The organism is Rouxiella silvae (assembly GCF_002093625.1).
GTDB classification, from domain to species: Bacteria; Pseudomonadota; Gammaproteobacteria; order Enterobacterales; family Enterobacteriaceae; genus Rouxiella; species Rouxiella silvae.
In genome coordinates, this window is the sequence record NZ_MRWD01000002.1 from 1 (window position 1) to 20,230 (window position 20,230).

General features: G+C 51.4%; 18 protein-coding genes. 7 read left to right on the forward strand and 11 right to left on the reverse strand.

Annotation, left to right across the window (positions count from 1 at the left end):
- Positions 1-337: 337 nt before the first annotated feature.
- The gene (locus BS639_RS01075; protein ID WP_055783217.1) at positions 338-685 is read left to right on the forward strand and encodes a YejG family protein; all 348 of its coding nucleotides are present in this window, start codon (positions 338-340) and stop codon (positions 683-685) included.
- Positions 686-698: 13 nt separating this feature from the next.
- Here the strand turns inward: BS639_RS01075 and yejF are convergent, their stop codons facing one another.
- The 7 genes from yejF to BS639_RS01110 form a co-directional block, all read right to left on the reverse strand.
- A complete protein-coding gene (gene yejF / locus BS639_RS01080; RefSeq protein WP_084982006.1) occupies positions 699-2,306 on the reverse strand; it encodes a microcin C ABC transporter ATP-binding protein YejF in 1,608 nt (535 codons plus the stop codon).
- Between the two features lie 11 nt (positions 2,307-2,317).
- Positions 2,318-3,340 carry an ABC transporter permease gene (locus BS639_RS01085; protein ID WP_084982007.1) on the reverse strand — a complete coding sequence of 341 codons (1,023 nt, stop codon included), beginning with the start codon at positions 3,338-3,340 and terminating at the stop codon, positions 2,318-2,320.
- Positions 3,340-4,434, reverse strand: coding sequence for a microcin C ABC transporter permease YejB (locus tag BS639_RS01090; RefSeq protein ID WP_084982008.1), 1,095 nt, complete (start codon positions 4,432-4,434; stop codon positions 3,340-3,342). The genes BS639_RS01085 and BS639_RS01090 overlap by 1 nt, the downstream gene beginning before the upstream one ends.
- 10 nt (positions 4,435-4,444) lie before the next feature.
- Positions 4,445-6,253 (reverse strand): extracellular solute-binding protein, encoded by a 1,809-nt coding sequence (locus tag BS639_RS01095; RefSeq protein WP_084982009.1) that lies wholly within the window; start codon positions 6,251-6,253, stop codon positions 4,445-4,447.
- Between the two features lie 259 nt (positions 6,254-6,512).
- Positions 6,513-7,133 carry a bifunctional murein DD-endopeptidase/murein LD-carboxypeptidase gene (gene mepS, locus BS639_RS01100; RefSeq protein WP_055783234.1) on the reverse strand — a complete coding sequence of 207 codons (621 nt, stop codon included), beginning with the start codon at positions 7,131-7,133 and terminating at the stop codon, positions 6,513-6,515.
- Positions 7,134-7,588: 455 nt separating this feature from the next.
- Complete coding sequence (locus tag BS639_RS01105; RefSeq protein ID WP_084982010.1) at positions 7,589-8,290, reverse strand: phosphatase PAP2 family protein; 702 nt, start codon at positions 8,288-8,290, stop codon at positions 7,589-7,591.
- A gap of 58 nt (positions 8,291-8,348) precedes the next feature.
- Positions 8,349-9,323 carry a CobW family GTP-binding protein gene (locus BS639_RS01110; RefSeq protein ID WP_084982011.1) on the reverse strand — a complete coding sequence of 325 codons (975 nt, stop codon included), beginning with the start codon at positions 9,321-9,323 and terminating at the stop codon, positions 8,349-8,351.
- A gap of 303 nt (positions 9,324-9,626) precedes the next feature.
- Here BS639_RS01110 and BS639_RS01115 point away from each other — a divergent pair, with 303 nt between their 5' ends.
- Positions 9,627-10,355 (forward strand): GntR family transcriptional regulator, encoded by a 729-nt coding sequence (locus BS639_RS01115; protein ID WP_055783244.1) that lies wholly within the window; start codon positions 9,627-9,629, stop codon positions 10,353-10,355.
- Between the two features lie 34 nt (positions 10,356-10,389).
- Here BS639_RS01115 and BS639_RS01120 read toward each other — a convergent pair whose 3' ends face one another.
- On the reverse strand, positions 10,390-11,859 hold the full coding sequence (locus tag BS639_RS01120) for a mannitol dehydrogenase family protein (protein WP_084982012.1): 1,470 nt from the start codon (positions 11,857-11,859) through the stop codon (positions 10,390-10,392).
- Between the two features lie 267 nt (positions 11,860-12,126).
- Positions 12,127-12,696, reverse strand: coding sequence for an elongation factor P-like protein YeiP (gene yeiP, locus BS639_RS01125; RefSeq protein WP_055783764.1), 570 nt, complete (start codon positions 12,694-12,696; stop codon positions 12,127-12,129).
- Between the two features lie 209 nt (positions 12,697-12,905).
- Here yeiP and BS639_RS01130 point away from each other — a divergent pair, with 209 nt between their 5' ends.
- The 5 genes from BS639_RS01130 (at position 12,906) to BS639_RS01150 (ending at position 18,095) form a co-directional block, all read left to right on the forward strand.
- Positions 12,906-13,160 (forward strand): YkgJ family cysteine cluster protein, encoded by a 255-nt coding sequence (locus BS639_RS01130; protein ID WP_055783251.1) that lies wholly within the window; start codon positions 12,906-12,908, stop codon positions 13,158-13,160.
- A 261-nt stretch (positions 13,161-13,421) separates the two neighbouring features.
- Positions 13,422-14,945 (forward strand): sodium:solute symporter family protein, encoded by a 1,524-nt coding sequence (locus BS639_RS01135; RefSeq protein WP_084982013.1) that lies wholly within the window; start codon positions 13,422-13,424, stop codon positions 14,943-14,945.
- Positions 14,946-14,963: 18 nt separating this feature from the next.
- Complete coding sequence (locus BS639_RS01140) at positions 14,964-15,740, forward strand: glucosamine-6-phosphate deaminase (protein WP_084982014.1); 777 nt, start codon at positions 14,964-14,966, stop codon at positions 15,738-15,740.
- Positions 15,733-16,890 carry an N-acetylglucosamine-6-phosphate deacetylase gene (locus tag BS639_RS01145; protein ID WP_084982015.1) on the forward strand — a complete coding sequence of 386 codons (1,158 nt, stop codon included), beginning with the start codon at positions 15,733-15,735 and terminating at the stop codon, positions 16,888-16,890. Before BS639_RS01140 ends, BS639_RS01145 begins: the two co-directional genes overlap by 8 nt.
- 53 nt (positions 16,891-16,943) lie before the next feature.
- Positions 16,944-18,095 (forward strand): ROK family transcriptional regulator, encoded by a 1,152-nt coding sequence (locus BS639_RS01150; RefSeq protein ID WP_233427601.1) that lies wholly within the window; start codon positions 16,944-16,946, stop codon positions 18,093-18,095.
- Positions 18,096-18,153: 58 nt separating this feature from the next.
- Here the strand turns inward: BS639_RS01150 and BS639_RS01155 are convergent, their stop codons facing one another.
- Positions 18,154-19,161 carry a substrate-binding domain-containing protein gene (locus BS639_RS01155; RefSeq protein ID WP_084982016.1) on the reverse strand — a complete coding sequence of 336 codons (1,008 nt, stop codon included), beginning with the start codon at positions 19,159-19,161 and terminating at the stop codon, positions 18,154-18,156.
- Between the two features lie 51 nt (positions 19,162-19,212).
- Complete coding sequence (locus BS639_RS01160) at positions 19,213-20,190, reverse strand: ABC transporter permease (protein ID WP_407690296.1); 978 nt, start codon at positions 20,188-20,190, stop codon at positions 19,213-19,215.
- Between the last annotated feature and the right edge of the window lie 40 nt (positions 20,191-20,230).

Consider the following 20,230-nt stretch of genomic DNA (forward strand, 5'->3'; position numbering starts at 1 on the left):
TAAAATTTATTAATAAATCACTTTGTTTAAATTATGTGACATTTTGGAGTCAAAAAGGTAACTGCGATGGTTGAAATCGATTGAGAAATGACTCATAAAGGGTTACAAATGACTCAAAGTGCGACTCTGATCTCAAAAATAAGTCTATGAGCTCAAAAAGTAATCATAATTGGCTTTTTTGTACTTAAATAGTTAATGGTATGTAAATATCTGGTTGTATTGAAGCGATTTAGCAGGCAAAAACGGCGGTTCTGCGTTATACCTTGGTTCATGCGTTGCATATTTGTGAATTTATTGTTGATGTTAATTGATTGTTGAAGAGTTTCTGGGGACTACCGTGAATAGTGAACATTTTTCAGTTGTGCACCGACTGCCGCATACTTATCGCTGGCTCTCTGGCTTTGCGGGGATAAAAGTGGAAGCTATCCCGCTGCCAGGCGATGAAGACAGTAATCTCGTCGGACTCAAGCTGTTGAGTCCTGAAGGGGAAAGTGCCCGTCAGATTTTGCAAGGTTTGAACCTCTCACTGAGAGAAATTCAGGTAGAGAGTAATATCGTTGAGTGCGAGGGGGAACTTTGCCTGTTTGTTAAATGTGACGACGAAAGCGCCACCATGTGCCGACTTAAGAACATTGGCACTGCCATTGCCGAATCTGTGTCTGTATCTGCTATCTATCCATTCTAAAGGCTGTCGGTTGTTATAGACCGTCAGTCACCCTCGTTAGCGCCAAAAGCTGCCGCGTGTAGGCCTGTTCCGGCCGGGTAAACAGCGTTTCACACTCTCCCTGCTCAACCACTTTTCCTCTCTGTAATACAATAACCTGGTGACAAAGACTTCTGACTACTTGCAGATCATGGCTAATAAATAAGTAAGAAAGGCCATAGCGCTGTTGCAGATTGTGCAGGAGCTCAAGAATTTGCGCCTGTACTGATTTATCGAGCGAGGACGTAGGCTCATCAAGAATAACCAGTTCTGGCTGAAGAATAAGCGCGCGGGCAATGGCAATACGTTGCCGCTGGCCGCCAGAAAACTCAGTCGGGTAACGATGGCGCGTTTGTGGATCAAGTCCTACTTCCTGCATGGCGGCGATAACCTGTTGCTCACGCTGTTCGTCCGTCAGGCGTTTATGCACTTTGAGTCCTTCGGCGATTATCTGCATCACATTAAGTCGCGGATTCAGTGCCGAATAGGGATCCTGAAAAACCACCTGTATCCGGCTGCGAAACGGCAGCATCTGACGGCGGTTAAAAGTATGCAGTGGCTGACCGTCAAACTCGATTTTTCCACTGCAAGACAGCAGACGCAGGAGCGCGAGGCCGGTCGTGCTTTTACCCGAGCCAGACTCTCCCACCAGCCCTAGGCTCTCGCCGCGACGTAAACTAAAACTTAGGCCACTGAGCGCCTGCTTAGTGCTCACGGTGCGCCTCAGCAGCCCACGCCGCACGGGGAATCCTACACCCAAATCTTCAACGCGCAGCAGCACGGGACTGTTGTCGGGCACGGGCAGCGGGCTGCCTGTGGGCTCTGCCTGTAACAGCTGTTGGGTATAGGCATGCTGGGGGGCTGAGAACAGCGCAGCACGGGTGTTGTACTCCACGCAGCGTCCGTCCTTCATCACCGCGACGTTATCCGCGATGGAACGCACAATCCGCAGGTTGTGGGTGATAAACAGCATCGCCATGCCCAGCTCATGCTTGAGCTCGTGCAGTAAGCCGAGAATTTGTGCCTGCACTGACACGTCGAGCGCGGTCGTTGGCTCATCGGCAATCAGCAGTTTGGGTTGGGTTAATATCGCCATGGCAATCATCACGCGCTGCCGCTCGCCGCCAGAGAGCTGATGCGGGAAGTCACTTAGCCTGGTCGCCGCCTGAGCGATGCCCACACGGTCAAGGCACTTAATGATTTCGGCTCTTGCCGCTTCACGACGCAGGCCCCGGTGCAGCGACAGCACTTCTGCCAGCTGTTTTTCTATCGAGTGCAGTGGATTAAGTGACACCATCGGTTCTTGAAAAATCATCGCAATCCGATCGCCGCGCACCTTGCGTAACGCGGGTTCACTGGCGTGGAGCAAACTCTGACCTTCAAACAGAATGTCACCTTTAGGATATACCACCGACTGCGCACGCAGCAGGCGCAGTATGGATAGGGCGGTCACGCTTTTACCCGAACCGGACTCCCCGACCAGCGCCAGGGTTTCACCTGGCGCAATATTCAACGAGAGGTCATGGACTACGCCTGATAGCTGGCCTTCATGGCGAAAGGCGATATCCAGGTTCTTAATCGATAACAGTGGTGAATGTGTCATGGTTGGGCGTCCTAACGGGTTTGACTGGGATCAAAAGCGTCGCGTACCGCTTCACCAATAAAAATAAGCAGAGACAGCAATATGGCGAGAACCATAAATGCGCTTATCCCCAGCCACGGTGCCTGAATATTATTTTTTCCTTCAAGCAGCAGCGAACCTAAAGAGGGCGATCCCAGCGGCAGCCCAAAGCCCAGAAAGTCCAAAGAAGCCAGGGTGGTAATCGAACCGCAGAGAATAAACGGCATATAGGTTAGCGTAGCCACCATGGCGTTGGGCAATATATGGCGCAGCATAATTGTACGGTCAGCTACGCCCATAGCCTGTGCGGCGCGGATGTAATCAAAATTGCGGGTGCGCAGAAACTCGGCCCGCACTACGCCGACCAACACCATCCAGCCGGAAAGTACCGTGATGAGCAGCAGCCACCAGAAGTTGGGCTGCACCACGCTCGATAGCATAATTATCAGGAAAAGTGTGGGCATGCCTGACCAAACTTCAATCAATCTTTGCCCCCAGAGGTCGATTTTTCCACCGTAGTAGCCCTGCGTTGCGCCTATCACGATACCCATCACCGAAGACAGCAGGGTGAGCATCAGGCCAAACAGCAGCGAAATTCGCAATCCGTACAGAATCTCCGCCAGTACGTCGTGGCCGTTGCTGTCGGTGCCAAGCAGGTTGTGGCGCGAAGGCGGTGAGGGGAAAGGGCTGTCGGTTGAGAAGTTGATTGAATTAAAACTCTGGCGCAGTGGCGCCCATATTACCCAGCCGTGGCTTTCAAGCTGTTTAACCACAAACGGGTCTTGATAATCGGTGGTCGTTTGCAGTTTGCCGCCAAAGGTTGATTCGCTGTAGTTAAACAACACCGGGAGGTAAAAGTGTCCCTGATAGTTAACCAGCAGCGGTTTCTCATTGGCGATGACGTTGGAAAACAGTGCCAGCAAAAAGAGGATTAAAAAGATCCACAGCGACCAGAAGCCACGGGAGTTTTGACGAAAGCGAGCCCAGCGCGCGCGGTTGATTGCATTGAGCACCATTATTGACGCCCCTCGAAATCAATCCGTGGATCGACCAGCGTATAGGTGATATCGCTGATGATATTGAGCAGTAGGCCAATCAGGGTAAAGATGTACAGCGTGCCAAACATCACCGGAAAATCGCGTTGCAGCGTGGCGTCGTAGCCCAACAGTCCGAGACCGTGCAGTGAGAACATCACTTCAATCAGCAGTGAGCCGGTAAAAAACATGCTGATAAAGGTGGCAGGGAAGCCGGCAATAACCAGCAGCATGGCGTTGCGAAACACATGGCGGTAAAGAATTTTATTTTCGTCGAGACCTTTGGCGCGCGCGGTGACCACGTACTGCTTTTGTACCTCGTCCAGAAACGAGTTTTTAGTCAGCATGGTCAGCGTGGCAAAGCCGCCAATCACCGTTGCTAATACCGGCAGGGTGATATGCCACAGGTAGTCAGTAATTTTACCGTACCAGGGCAGCGTGTCGAAATTGGCCGAGGTCAGGCCGCGCAGCGGGAACCAGTCATAATAGTTACCGCCGGTAAAAAACACGATCAGTAAAATAGCGAATAAAAACGAGGGAACCGCGTAGCCGATGATGATTATCGTGCTGCTCCAGGTATCAAATGCACTGCCGTTTTTTACTGCTTTGCGAATGCCTAGCGGAATCGACACCAAATAAATGATGAGCGTGCTCCATAGCCCAAGGCTTACTGAAACCGGCAGGCTGGATTTCACCAGCTGCATCACGGAGGCACCTTGAAACAGGCTGTCGCCGAAATCAAAACGCGCATAACGCCAGAGCATGTCGAAATACCGCTCATGCAGCGGCTTATCGAAGCCGAAGCGCTTGGTTATTTCGGCTATCACTTCCGGGTCGAGGCCGCGAGCGCCGCGATACTGGCTGTCTCCGACCATGCCGACACCTGCATTGGCATGGCCGTTACCGCTGGCTTGCCCACCGCCGGGTAATCCGCTGCTTTGGCCCATTTCAATGGCCGCGATGGCTTGATCTACTGGACCGCCGGGCGCAATCTGCACAATAAAGAAATTAATCGTGATAATGGCCCACAGCGTGGGAATAACCAGCAGGAGCCGACGAAGTAAATATGCAGTCATTGTCGCCTCCCTATTTTTTTGCCGCTTGCAAACGTGCAGCTTTGTTGACGTCAAACCACCAGCTGTCTAGCTCTATAGCATAAGGTGGGCGAATGGCGGGCATCGAAAACTTGTCCCAGTAAGCGTAGCGGTCACGGTTGGAATACCACATCGGGATCATATACATGTGCCAGGTTAAAACCCGGTCAAGTGCGTGTCCCAGTGAAAGTAGTGCGTCAGGCTGGCCCTGATGTGCGACCACCGCGTCGGTCAACTGGTCGATTGCCGGGTCTGATACACCGGGCGCATTATAGGTGGAGTTAATGTATTTTGAATTCCACATAATCTGCAAGTCAGTGCCGGGGTAGGTCATGGCGCGATACACCGTGGGGATCATATCGTAATCACGGCTGCGTAATCGGCTGGTGAACTGTGAATTATCGACCTGACGCAGGGTCATGTTAATGCCTAGTCGCTGCAAATTATGCTGGAAAGGCAGCACGTATTGAGAGTTTCCACTGCTGGGTAACAGCAGTTCAAAGGTGAAGGGCTTGCCCGTTTGGTCGTTTACCAACTGCTGGTTTTTTACTGTCCATCCGGCCTCTTTCAGCAATGCAGTAGCCTTAAGCAAATTTTCCCTGTCACTGCCACTGCCGTCTGAGTGCGGGGGCTGATAAAGCTGGCTAAACACCTCATCGGGGATTTTGCCTTTCAGGGGGGCCAGCCACGCCAGCTCTGCGGCGTCGGGATAGTTTACTGCCGCATACTCGGTGTTCTGGAAGTAGCTGGTAGTGCGCTTGTAAGCGCCGTAAAACAGAGCCTTGTTCATCCAGTCAAAATCAAAGGCCAGCGTCAGCGCCTCTCTGACGCGTCGGTCTTGAAAGATAGGGCGATGAATATTGAAAGCCAGCCAGCGCGTATCCTGTGCGGCCTGGTTTTTATCATCCTGCTTTATGATTAAGCCACGGGTAAAGTTAGTCCCCTGATACTGCGTGGCCCAATTTTTGGGAGAAGGTTCGCTGCGATAATCGAAAGCACCGGACTTAAAGGCTTCGAGAGCCACGTTATCGTCCAAGTAGTAGTCGTAGCGAATGGTATCGAAGTTGTAGCGCCCGCGGTTAACTGGCAAATTCGCCGCCCAATAGTGAGTGACGCGCGAGTAGGTAACATATTGACCCAGCTTATAGGCGCTGATGCGGTAAGGGCCACTTCCCAGCGGTGGCGTTGACAGCGGTTCGTTAAATTTTCGATGTTCCCAAAACTTTTGCGAAATGATGGGCAGACCCAGTAGGCCGAGCATTTGCTCTTTATTAGGCTGCGGGAATTCAAAGCGCACGGTGAGCGGAGAAAGCGCTTTAACCACCACGCCCTTATACACCACTCGAAACTGCGGCACGCCCTCAGTCATAAATTTGTGGAAGGTAAAAGCCACGTCTTTGGCGGTGATTGGACTGCCGTCCTGAAAAACGGCGCGCGGATTTATCTCTACCTCAACCCATTTTAAATCGCTGTCATAGCGCGCCGAATCGGCAATGAGTGGGTAATAGCTGCCAATTTCGTCGCTGGAAGGCGTGAAAAGACTGTCGTAAAGCGTATCGCTACGCACCGCGGCGTTACCGCGAGAGGCGAAACGATTAAAATTGTCAAAGGTGCCAATGGCTGAAAGGGTAATGCTTCCGCCTTTGGGGGCAGCAGGATTAACATAATCAAAATGACTGAAGTTATATAGGTATTTCGGGGAGCCTAAAATTGAAAAGGCGTAGCCGTCCTCTATCGATTCGGCGTGCGCACAAAATCCTATCAAAGACAGTAGCAGAGCTGTAAGTGCGCGAGGAAACATCCTGAAAGTTAACTCCTGGTTTGGCGCCGCTGACGCTGTGATAACTCAATCATAGATTGATAGTAGAAAAACAACCATTTTGGCTGTTGTATCACAAGATTACGCGCAGCCCCAAGACAAATAGCGGGTAAACAGCGAGGCGTGCCGATAAAGGCTGAGGGGCGGGGGGCTTAGCCGTGAGCATAAAAAAAGACCCTCAGAAGAGGGCCTTTTTCTATTCGCTGGGCTTGGACAACAAGAGTGAATTCTGTTTTCGCTGCTATTGCAGCATTGCAGTCGCCATACTCTCGGTACTGCTGTTTGGCCTTGAGCCACTCAGTACGCGTCTTGCTTCACGATAGCGAGACGTCCAATAAGCTTCATTAAGGTTAGAAATCATTACGCCATTGCTTGTAGAAGCATGAACGAATTGATCGTTACCGAGATAAATACCTACATGACGACCGGTAGAGCCAGCGCGGAACAGGACTAAATCGCCTGGACGCAACTTGTTACGCTGAATCTTCTTACCTGTATCTTCCTGTTCATAGGTTGAACGCGGTAAGTCCATACCAAATTGTTCGCGGAATGTTACCTGAACGAAGGCTGAGCAATCGATACCACGCTTGCTGTCACCACCTAACCGATAACGAACGCCTTTCCAGTCTGCATATTGATCCATAATTTTGGATTTAATATCGACGTTGCGAACCATTGCTTCGAATTCATCCTGAGAGGATTGAAGTAAAAGACCATCTTTGTCTTTAACTGCATGCATCTCAGTTTGTGCGTTTTCTGTGTTCGAAGAATGAGTACCACTACACGCGGAGAGTAAAATTGCCGCGCCAATTGCGGGTAAGGCCCGCAGTACATATCTCAGAAACGGTTGAGACTTGACCATGTATGTTGTTTTCCCTTGCTGTCCTTAACGAAACCGAAGTTCGTTATCAAATTGCCCAAAAACCAAGCGAGATTATCTGTTGCTGTCAGCTTGGGCAAAGGCTTAGCCAGGAAATTGTGTGGTACAACACACTTTTAATTGGAATCAGACCATTAATGCCACATTTCTGTGCAACGAGGTCGAGATTACCGTAATGATTGGGGGAATGCGAGAGGTTTTATCTGTTTTTTAATAAGAAATAATGATGTAAAGCAATGTAACTATTGATGTAAAAGTCGGTGAGTAAGTATTGTGCTCATTTGGCTTAAAAGCGCAGCAGAATGCGGGCTGTGAGCAATATTCCGTTTTCGCCTATTTACATTCACGGTAAAGAGAATGGCCCGGCAACATGTAAATGTCGTCCGGGCCATAATGAAAAGCTATGTCACCGAGAATAAGTATTTTCTTAAAAAAACTTATTTAGCGGCTCTTTTCGGCAGTTTTCTATCCAGCCAATTGACAAGCATGTCACTTGCTGGGGTCATTAACCACCAGCTTGCGCCGACCAATACCACTGACAATGAACCGACCATGATATCGGTAAACCAGTGTGCACCGATCATTAGGCGCGGCATTGAGAAGATGACGGTAATCAAGACGGCAATCGCGAATGCGCGTTTGCCGAGATAACGCAGCATAAATACGCTGAAGACCATCAGCATCATGCCATGATCGCCCGGGAAGCTGTCACCTGAGGAGTCTTTGGTCGGAATGCCGGTCAATTCGCTCACGCGATTCACGTGCTCGAAGCTTAGCGACGGACTCTTATGCGCGACAGGCAGCTGGTGCCCCAGCTGGTTAAGCACCACGGCTGTAAGCAACATCACGATACCGATAATCACCGTCCGGCGGCGGCCTTGGCTGTCTTCCTTTATATAGTAAGAAAAATACAGCAGACCCATCGCCAGCAGTGAGCAGACGTCAAAGGCGCGGTTGTTGGTCACGGCAACAATATGCAGGAACGTCTTGCTGGTGGCCAGGTGACCGTTGAAATAGAAAAATATCGACGAGTCGATAGGTGCCCAAAAACCGTGGTTAGCCGGCAGGTAAAAGGATAAAAATAAAGCAATACCCAGCACGTTGAGCAGCAGTATCATCGGTAAATTACGGCAAAACATAGAACTAAACCTATTCAAATTTGTTTAAGAAGTCGTTACGGCCGATACGGTAAGCCTGCTAAGTTAAACGAATCTTCAACAAAATGGATTGCAGTGCATTCCAGTCGGTTTTATCTCGAGATATTATCTCAACTCTGCTGTCTAAAGGCGCCCCCGGCAATGTCTCAATCTTCAAGTCTTGGCCTTGACGGTTTACCTTTAAAATTCCCTCTTCTATACGTACTACGGCTTTGACCCTTTCAGCCGGAGCCTGTCGCGCCCAGTCAAGGAATCCCGCAGTATCAAAAATAGTGTCGCCATCAAAAATCCAACCGCAGCTGGCGTAGCCACCGGCCTCATTGAGTGCTCGCCGCCAACGCTGGTGCCCAGGAAGGCTTAACGCGGCGAGCCCCTGCTTTGATTGATGGGCATGATGATGCTGACCGTCGGGCAGTTCGCGCTGGTTGCGACGCGGTTCATTGAGCAAATTAGGATTAATTTTCCCTTGAGAGACGCTTTCGACTCTTAGCGCCGGATCTTGAGTACCCATCCAGTCCGCTAACGCCAGATTATCGCTGTCAGTATAGGCATCGGTCTTATTGGCAATGATGATGTCTGCGGCGGCCAATTGGTCGCGGAAGTTTTCATTCGCTACCACGCGAGGGTCAGCGAGCTGGCGCGCATCAAGCAGACAAAGCGTAGCATTGAGCGTTAACCATGACTGATAAACGTCGGAGGTAAGCAGAGAGAGGATCTGTTTAGGATGGCCCAAACCGGTAGGTTCAATAAGTAACCTGTCGGGTTTAGCCTGCTTAAGCAGCATATTCAGGCCTATTTGCATCGGTAAGCCGTTAACACAGCACATGCAGCCGCCGGGGATCTCTTTGAGCACCGCGCCGCTGTCGGCCAGCAGTGCGCCGTCGATGCCGATTTCACCGAACTCATTGACCAGCACAGCCCATTTTTCATTTTGCGGCTTGTTGGCCAGCAGATGAAGAACGGTGGTCGTTTTTCCACTGCCGAGAAAACCGGTGATCAAATTTGTTTTTGTCATGATGAGATCCTTATGCTGATTCACATATTTTTTAAGCCGTTTTGCACGGTATGCGGATGATTTATCGAAATATTGGTCGCCATAAGATGCTCCCCCAGAAAAAGAAAATCTAGCGAATTGCTGCTAAATCTACTTGGACAGCTCTTTTTTCTACACGCAATGCGGATAACGCAATGACTCACTCAGGCTTGGTCACCGAGGCATTGCACCCTGAATCGATACGCAGGATCATGACATAAATACAACGCTAACCTACTGCGTGGTATACTGTTTCTCCCCATTGCACACCAGAGAGAGGACACCATGCGGCTTTATCAGGAAATCGGTAATCAGTTGCGTGAGGCCATTGCTTCCGGCCAGCATCAGCCGGGTGACCGTCTCCCTCCTGAACGTGATATTGCCGAGCGTTTTTCGGTCAGCCGCAGCGTAGTACGTGAGGCACTGATCATGCTTGAACTTGAGAAGGTTGTGGAAGTGCGCAAAGGCTCCGGCGTTTATGTGCTTGAACCCTCTACCGAGGTCCCGGCCTTTGGTGATAGCGGCTACGGCCCGTTCGAGCTGTTACAGGCGCGACAGCTTCTGGAGAGTGAAGTGGCGGCCTTTGCAGCCGTGCAGGCCACTAAGGCTGATATTCTCAAAATGCGCGACGCCATTGAGCTTGAAAAGAGCTTTGTATCGCGCGGAATTATTGATGAAAGCGCCGATGAGCTGTTTCATACGCTGCTGGCGCAGGCTTCTCAAAATAGCGTTCTCGCCAACATGGTTTACGAACTGTGGCAGGTGCGAAAGCACAGCCCGATGTGGCAAGGGCTGCATCAGCACGTGGGTGACCAAAATTACAGTGAGCTGTGGCTGAACGACCATCAGCAAATCTTGCAGGCTATTTTGCGCCGTGAGCCAAAAGCCGCCAAGCAGGCGATGTGGCAGCATCTTGAAAACGTGAAAAGCAAACTGCTTGAGATTTCAGATGCGGAAGATCCGGCGTTTGACGGCTATCTGTTTCGCTCAGTGCCCGCCAGTCTGAATGACTAGCGGGCGATGATTGCCCAACGTCAGGTAAAAGCGTTTATTTGACCTGTTTCGCTACGCTAGCTTTCGCCCCTACATTTTGCAGACTTGAATAAGCATGCAGAATGGCGTCAACTGCCGTTTGATTGGCGGGCAATGCGTCACCAAATACACTTTTAAGCCCCAGCAGTGCCAGTACGCGCTCTTCACCGTCCGCAGTGGACTCAACGATTTCACGCAGCTTGGCCGCCATCGGATCTTTTATCTCAATCGCCTGACCGGCGTCGTCAACGCCGCCAACGTAGCGCATCCAACCGGCAACGCCCAGCGCCAGGCAAGCAAAATCACCGCCGTGCTGCAGGTGCCAGCGCAAGGAGTCGAGCATACGCTGTGGCAGCTTTTGCGTGCCGTCCATCGCAATTTGCCAAGTGCGGTGTTTGAGCGACGGATTTCTGTAGCGCTCGATCAGGCTGTCGGCGTAGGTTGTCAGGTTAATGCCGGACACGCTCAGCGTTGGCGCCTGCTCTTCCAGCATCAGCTGATACGCCGCACGTCGATAGTTGTCATCCTCCATGCAGACATTAATAAATTGATAACCGGCCAGATAGCCGAGATAGGCCAGAAACGAGTGGCTGCCGTTTAACATGCGCAATTTCATTTGTTCAAACGGCAGTACGTCATCGACCAGCTGTGCGCCAACGGTTTCCCAGGCGGGACGGCCCGCCACGAAATTGTCTTCGATAACCCATTGAATAAAAGGCTCGCAGGCGATACCGCACGGGTCGTCAATGCCGCCTAATGCGCCGCTGATTTCAGTCTCATACTCTTCGGTGAGTGCGGGAACTATGCGGTCAACCATCGTACTTGGGAAAGTGACCGACTCGTGGATCCAAGCGGCTAATGCCGGATCTTTTGCCTGCGCCAGGCCGAGGATGGCGTTTTTGACCACGTGACCGTTTTCGGGGATGTTGTCGCAGGAAAGAATGCTGAAGCCAGGCAATCCACGCTGGTGGCGCAAACGCAGCGCTTCAACCAGCAGGCCTGGTGCGGTAGCCGGTGACGATCCGCCGTTAAGATCTTTCACAATATCGGGGTGCTGTAAATCGAGTTTGCCGCTAACCGGCTCAATGCAGTAGCCTTTTTCGGTGATCGTCAGTGAAACAATGGCCACCTGTGGCTCTGCCAGTTTCGCAACAATAGCCTCGATGCCTTCAATTCTGCCGTGCATCGACTCACGCACCGCGCCAACGATAATGGCCTGATTTCCTGTCGCGCCTTTCTCCAGCACGCTAAACAGGTGGTCCTGTTCACGCAGCGCCCGAATCAAGTTATCGCGACCAAACAGCGAAATCTCGCAGATTCCCCAATCGCCTCCCTGTTGATTCAGTACGCGGTCGGTCATGAGCGCCTGATGGGCACGGTGAAAGGCACCAAAACCAATGTGCACGATGCGCGTTTTGAGCGCCTGACGGTCGTATTGAGGTAGTTGAACTTCAGCGGGCAAAGCGCCAGTGGAAATCTTGTTCATTTTGACTCCATCACATTCAAGCAAGAATAAATTGGTCAGGCCAAAAGCACTCAGAGAACGATTTAATGGATTATTAACGTCGATATGAGCCGTTTAGTCATGCGCTCAGTGTAAAGTGATATGACAGCAATGAAAATTGGTAAGTCCAAATATTAGGCCGCATTTGTGAGGCGGATCAAAACTCTATCAAGGGCAATAAAATGGCAGGCGTAAAAAAAAGAGCGCCGTAGCGCCCTTTATGACAACAGGTGAGGGCATTGCCCGGCCTTATGCGCGACCCATATAGCGATGTTCGGCAATATGAATTTGAATTTTGTCACCGGCACTCAGATATTCTGGCACCTGAATGACCAGACCCGTGGTCATAGTCGCTGGCTTGTTGCGAGCACTGGCCGACGCACCTTTAATACCCGGTGCGGTTTCAACGATTTCCAGATCAACCGTCTGCGGCATCTCAAGCGCCAGCAGCTGAGTGTCGAGCAGCAGTACTTGCATACCCGCCAGGCCACCTTCAGGAATGAACAGCAGCTCTTCTTCAATCTGAGATTTGTTGAAGGTATAAGGAGTGAAATCTTCGTCATCCATAAAGATGTACTCGTCACCGTCAACGTAGGAGAAGTTCACTCTGCGGCGGGTCAGCGTGACGGTATCGATGATATCGTCACCCTTGAAACGTTCTTCCACTTTCATCCCAGTACGTACGTCCGAGAAGCGCATTTTGTACAATGTACTTGCGCCACGTGCGCTTGGACTTTGAACATCGATATCTTTTACCAGCAGCAATTTACCGTCGTAATTTACAACGAAGCCGCGTTTAATTTCATTAGCACGTGCCATAAAAATAACCTGTTTGCAAAAAGTTTGGATAATGGGCGACACGTTACTCGCGCCGTTCATTTCAGGCAAGCAGATAGCGCAAAAAGAGTGATGAAAAGGGAGCCAAAAGGCGTAATTGGCGATTTAACTGGTGAGCATTTCACCGTACTGCTATTGTCTGCTGATAACAGAGTTTACATGCCAATTCGCAGCCCATAGGGGAGCTACCGATGGACTGTCGATCAGACTGCGGTGCGTGCTGTATCGCGCCCTCAATTTCTAGCCCGATCCCGGGCATGCCAAACGGCAAACCCGCCAACACGCGCTGCGTTCAGCTTGCCGATAACTTTCAGTGCAAGATTTTTACTTCGCCGCTGCGACCGAGAGTTTGTGCCAGCCTGCAGGCGAGTCGAGAGATGTGCTTTACACATCGAGAGGATGCGCTCACCTATCTGATCAAGCTTGAAGAAGAGACGGCACCTTAGAGCAAATCACGCGGAGTACATTTTCTCTTAACCCAAGCCGACTTGGCGTGAACATTTCTTTGATGATTTTTTGACCCACCTCTACTTCATAAGAAAGTCATATCTCACTCTGCGAAACACAGGGGGAATATGTGGTTTAGATCACATTTAAACCCTCTTTCGGCGTGCTAGGTTTAATTAGTCCTTAATTAGGATTAATTATGCAACCGGCAAGTTTTCCCGCCGGACTTCGACAATGCAGCTTTGCCTCCGGAGTTAACGATGAACGGGATAGACTATTTTGTCATGGCGCTTTATGCGTTGATGATTGTAATGACCACGCTGTGGGCTATGCGTAAAGTAGGCAACACAGGGGATTTCTTTGCCGCTGGGGGGAAAATGCCCTGGTGGCTGTCGGGTATTTCACACCATATGTCGGGTTACAGCGCGGCAGTGTTTGTCGCCTATGCGGCGGTAGCCTATAAGTACGGATTGACCATTTACTTTTGGTGGGCGTTCCCCATTTCTATTGCGGTATTTATTGGCTCGGTTATCTTTGCGCCGCGTTGGGCACGCCTGCGAGTCCATATGAATATCGAATCGCCGATGGAGTATCTTGCAACCCGTTATAACGTGCCTACCCAGCAGATTCTGGCGTGGAGTGGCGTATTCCTTAAAACCTTTGACGTGGGCGCAAAATGGGCCGCCATCTCCATTATTATCAATGTGTTTACCGGACTTGATCCTCTAATAGGGATTGGCATCTCGGGCCTATTGTGTCTGTTTTATACCGTACTGGGCGGCCTGTGGGCCGATGCCTGTAATGATTTTGGTCAGTTTATCGTACAGTTTATTGCCGCGATTGTGATGGTGGTGGCCGTCGCATTTCACCTCGGCGGCTTTAGCAATCTGCTGACTATTTGGGACAGGTTACCCGCAGGCCATACCGACATCGTTGCCGGTCCTTATTCAATGGGCTTTATTCTGGCTTATTTCGTTATTTACACGCTGAGTTACAACGGGGGGACGTGGAATCTGGCTCAGCGTTTTATTGCCTCACCGCGCGGTAAGGATGCTCGAAAGGCAGCACTGCTTTCTTCGGTGCTTTATCTTGTCTGGCCACTGATTTTATTTTATCCAATGTGGGCTGCACCGCTGCTGTTCCCGAACATTGCCGATCCTGCGCAGTCTTACTCCATTATGGCGATGCAGTTATTACCCAACGGCCTGATTGGGTTGGTGCTGGTGGCGATGTTTACGCACACCTTATCCATGACCTCTTCGGACTCCAATGCGATAACTGCCGTGGTCACCCGTGATATTTTGCCAGTGCTGTTCCCGAAACAGTTTGGGCAGGGGCAATCGTCGCTGCTGGTTGCCCGCATTATTGTGGTGTTATTCATTCTGACAACCCTGCTTATCGCCGTTAATGCCAGTCGTTTTGGAGGCGTACTGACGCTGCTGATCGTTTGGTTCGGCGGACTGGTGGGACCCATTTCTATCCCGATGCTGCTTGGCCTGCTGCCGTGGTTTCGCAAATGTGGGTCAGCTGCCGCCATCACGTCATGGGCGGCCGGTGTATCCGCGTTCTTCCTAGTGAAATTTGTTATCTCTGACATGAGCACCACTCAGGTGGTCGCGATCCCTGTCTTGCTCTCACTGGCTGTTTTTACGATGGGGGGATTACTGCGCCGCACTCCGGTCAGTACTGAAGTCGATACATTGCTGAATGCACTGAACCAGGATCAAGTAGAGGACCTGCCTGTAGCAAAAACCAAACCCGCTTATCAAACTGAATCACGATAAATTACAGTAGGTTAATATATGATATCACCACGTTATACGCGACGAGCCAATCGCCTGAATGTAGAAGTTTTTGGAACTCGACAGGAGATGGGGCAATCCGCTGCCGCCGATGCCGCTCAACATTTGCGGCAACGGTTGGCGCAGCAAAAAAAGGTGCGGATTATTTTTGCTGCCGCCCCGTCGCAAAACGAGTTTTTGGCGCATCTCGTCCAGGCAGACGATATCGACTGGGAACGGGTAGAGGCTTTTCATATGGATGAGTATGTCGGATTGCCCGCCACTTCTCCCGCTCTGTTCAGTCAGTATCTGACCGAGCATTTGTTCGATAAAGTCAGGCCGGGCGTCGTTCACAAGATCCCGCCCTCAGGTGATCTCCAGCAGCTGTGCGCGCAATACGCCAACCTGCTGCAACAGGCACCGATAGACATGGTCTGCCTGGGGATTGGCGAGAATGGTCATTTGGCTTTTAACGATCCGCCGGTGGCTGATTTTAATGACGATAAGCTGATGAAAGTGGTCGAACTTGACGCGATATGTCGACAACAGCAAGTAAACGACGGGTGTTTTGCAACGTTTGATGCCGTTCCGACGCACGCACTGACGCTAACGATTCCAACCCTGATGGCCGCGGGGCGTCTGTTTTGCATGGTGCCAGGAAAAAATAAGCACTGGGCGATTGCGCAAACGCTGACCGCGCCGCAGTCGGTTGCCTGTCCTGCCACGGTGTTACGCACGCATCCTTCCTGCACCCTTTATACCGATATCGAGGGTTTTGGAGAGTTGGAGAATGCATAAGATAACCTTGCGTGGCAGGGATTACCGCAGTAAGCAGCCGATTGAAATCACCGCGCATCAAGGCGTTATCAGCCATATACACCCAATAGCTGAGGAAAAAAACCTGCTATTTATTGCGCCGGGGCTGGTGGACTTGCAGGTCAATGGCTTCGGTGGCGTTGACTTCAATACGTATCCTTTCGCCGAAGAGTCGGTCGAGCAGGTGACGCGGGCTATGTGGCAGCAGGGCGTAACGACCTTTTTGCCAACGGTTATTACCAATGACGGACATGAAATTGAACAGATGGTGGTAACGCTGGCGCGCGCCTGTCAGCAGTTTCCGGCTGTTGAACAATCTGTTGCCGGTATTCATCTTGAAGGGCCTTTTTTATCGTCGCAGGAGGGTCCGCGAGGCGCACATGCGCTTGCCCATATTAAAGCCCCTGATTGGGCGTTGTTTCAGCAGTGGCAGAAAGCCGCTCAGGGGCGTGTTCGTTTAATTACGCTGTCCCCGGAATGGCCGCAGGCGGATGATTTTATTCGCCAGTGCGTCGCCGATAACATCGTGGTATCCATTGGGCATACGGCCGCCAGCGCCGCGCAAATCGCTTCGGCTGTTGAGGCGGGGGCGCGAATGTCCACGCATCTTGGCAACGGTACGCATCTGACATTGCCTCGCCATCCCAACTATATTTGGGAGCAGTTGGCGCAGGACGACCTCTGGTGCGCAATGATTGCCGATGGGGAACATTTACCACTGTCGGTGCTGAAAGTTTTTATCCGTGCCAAAAATGGGCGCGCGATGCTGGTCAGTGATGTCACCAGCCACGCCGGTATGCCGCCGGGTTGTTATCATTCGCACATCGGCGGTGAGGTGGTATTAAGTGCCGAAGGCAGGCTGTCGATGGCAAACAATCCCGCGCTGCTGGCTGGATCGGTGCAGGGGCTATTGCACGGCGTCAATACACTGGTTAAAAACGCGATTGTTCCCTTGGCGGAGGCGATTGATATGGCTTCAATTCGTCCGGCATTAAGCCTGAATCTGCCCGTTCAACAGGGGCTTGCAGTCGGTGCACCGTTGGATGCCATTATGTTACGGTCAGGGGAGGGGAATACGCTTCAACTGGTGGCAACCTACAAACAAGGGGCTGAAGTCTGGCGCGGTGAATAGTTTGACCTGCGGATCCGGTGTCATGTAATAATGCAATGCTAAGGCAAAGAGCGATGGAAAGTCATGACATGAAAGACCCAGGCAAAGGACCCGCGCTGCTGCGCCAGTATAATGAAAAACGTGTGTTGGCCTATCTCCGCCAGCAGAAAATCAGTTCTCGTCTGGATATTTCACGCGCGCTGGCGTTAAGCAAAAACACTATTTCCCTGATAGTTGATGACCTGCTTGCGCTGGGCTATGTGGAAGAGCAGGGCGTGGTACAAACTAACAGCATCGGACGACCTAAAATTCACGTGGCGCTGAAACCCTCGGCAATTAAAGCCGCCGGTATCATGATTGAACGTCACCGCCTGCACTGGATGGTTTGTGATTTTTTCTCGCAAATCATCGATGAAAAAACCCTTACGCTTGATACGTCTAATCCTCAGGCCGTACTGAGCGAAATAATGCACCACTGTCGGCAGTTGCTTCTGGACTGGCCGGACTTGGTAGGTATTGGGGTGGGTTTCCCCGGCATTATTGACCAGCAGCAGGGTATTTTGCACATCTCATCGCACCTTGGTTGGGGAGAAGTCAGCCTGCTTCCTTTGTTAACCTGTGCTGGCTCGGTTCCGGTGAGCGTTTGGAACAATGTGAAGGCGGCGGCGCTTATTGCCCGCGAGGGCGAAATAGCCAGTGAGCATGCTGCCTGCTTTTATTTGCGCATTGGCGAGGGCATCGGTGGCGCGCTACTGACTGAACACGGGGTTTATTCCGGGGGCAGTTGGACGGCGGGCGAGGTGGGTCATCTCTCTGTCTTACCTGAAGGGCCGCTGTGTTCATGCGGACAGCCGGGGTGTCTGGAATCGCTGATTGGTCTTTCGGCGATTAACCGCCAGTTGGAACAGCGCCAGCCGGGATTAAGCTGGGACACGCGTCAGCAATCTGCAGAGATTGTCGATGAGGTAATGGCGGCATCAGGCCGCCTGTTAGGCAAGGCGCTTAGCCAGATAGTGCACTTGGTCAACCCGAAGACATTACTGATTGATTGTCCGTATAATATTCATCCTTCATTCGTCGACAATACTCTGTCGGCGACACGGCAATTTACGCTAACTTTTCCCTTTAGCCGTACGCAGATTACCTTTGTGGCAGAAAGGCTTAATCCTGCTCAGGGTTTGGCGTTGGCGATGCTACAGCGTTTCGAACAGGTATCTCTGACTTAACTTACCTAAGGTCTACCTCCTCCTCCGACGTTGACCGGCAGAGGAGAAGGGCGGGTAATTATTTACGCGCGTCTAACAGTTGTTGTGCGTTTTCTGTCGTCACTGTGGTCCACGGGATGAAGTAGTGTTTTTGTGTACCGCCGTCCCACTGCAAATCTTTTGCATACTGCTTCCAGATGTCAGACTGCGGCTGATAACTGCTGCCTTTCACCGCACGCAGCGCGACGTCGATAGCACCCTGCATTTGCGCTTTGGCATCTTGCAGAATGGACACCATTTCGCCAGCCTGTACCGCATGAATAGCATCAGAAACGCCGTCCACTCCGGCAATCGCGAAATCTTTCACATTCAGACCCGCACCTTTAATCGCTTCAATGGCGCCCAGTGCCATTTCATCGTTCTGACCAATCACACCGTTGATTTTACCACGGTGTTTTTGCAACCAGTTTTCCATTAACGGTTGTGCCTCAGCACGTGACCAGTTAGCCGTTTTACGCTCAAGCACGGTGACCTGACCTGGGCCACATTCGGCGATGGCTTTATCATTACCTTTGCCACGCTGAATCTCGCCGCTGCCGCCTTTCGGACCTTCGAGGATAACAACATTCACTTTATGCGTTTTGCAGTCGAGTCTATCCAGCACGGATTTGGCTTCCAGATAGCCGCCAAGCTCATCATTTGAGACGACTTCGGACGTCATGGCATCGGTGTGAAGACGGGCGTTGGTCACTACCACCGGGATTTTGGCATCGTTGGCGTTAGTGACGATATCAACGTTCGCTTCGTAATCCAGCGGATTGACGATAATCGCATCGGCCCGAGTTTGTATGGCAGTGGCGGCCTGATCGTTCTGAACTGACGCATCGTAGCGCCCATCGTAGAAAGTCAGCACGGCTTCGCCGCTTTTGACCGCCGGATGCTCTTTGGCATATCTTTCCATCAGTTGCACAAATTCGGCTTTGTTACCGTACATCAGTACCGCAATTTTTATCGGTGCCGCTTGAGCGACCGCCATGCTTCCTATCATCATTGCCGAGGCGAGCAATGCAATTTTTGTCATTTTCATTATGTTCTCCTGGTAGGGTAGTTTTAGGTTTATTAATCGCGCTTGGGTTTATTAATCGCGCTGTTGTTTACGCGAAGGGTCGAGCAATACAGCCACTACAATCAATGCGCCTTTAATGATCTGCTGGTAATACGACTGTACGCCGAGCAGGTCGAGGCCATTATTCATCACACCAATAATCAGCACGCCAAAGAACGTGCCGACCATGGTGCCGACGCCGCCCGCCATGCTGGTGCCGCCAATTACCACGGCGGCAATGGCGTCCAGCTCATAGCCTGCGCCGGCATTGGTCTGTGCAGAACCGGTACGCGCGGTAAGAATCAGTCCCGCGATGCCTGCCAGCGCGCCGCAAAGGGTATAGACCAGCACTTTAATGCGGATAACGTTGATGCCGGAGGTGTGGGCACTTTTCGGGTTTCCGCCCACGGCATAGATGTAGCGGCCAAAGAGGGTTTTGTTCAACAGTATCCAGGCGAGGCCAAACAGGATAATAAAGATGATGACTGGCACCGGAACGCTGGCAATATAGCCATTACCCAACCAGCGGAAATCGCTGTTGAGCTGTGAAACCGGATTCCCATCAGTGGTCAGCAGGGTCAATCCACGCGCTGCCGAGAGCATTCCCATGGTGACAATAAACGGCTGTAGGCGATAACGGGCTAATACAGTGCCATTGATAAGCCCGCAGACGATGCCGATACCCAATGCGACGATAAGCGGCATCATGACCGCCGTTGCCGTGCTGCCTATAGCCAGTCCTGCATTATTTGTGGCAAAGCGCGCCGCGACGATGCCGCTCAATGCCAGAACCGATCCGACCGACAGGTCCACCCCGGCGGTGATAATGACAAAGGTCATGCCGATCGCGAGGATGCCGTTGATCGATACCTGGCGCAGAACGATCAACATGTTTTCATTGCTGAGGAAATAGTTGTTGCTCCAGGCACCTTGAGCCACTTGATACTCGCCGGTCAGCGCCACAATCAGGCACAGTACGAAGAAGGCGATGATGATGCCGTATTTATGCATGCGGCGTTTATTACGGGTCAAAAATGAAATCTTTGGTGTT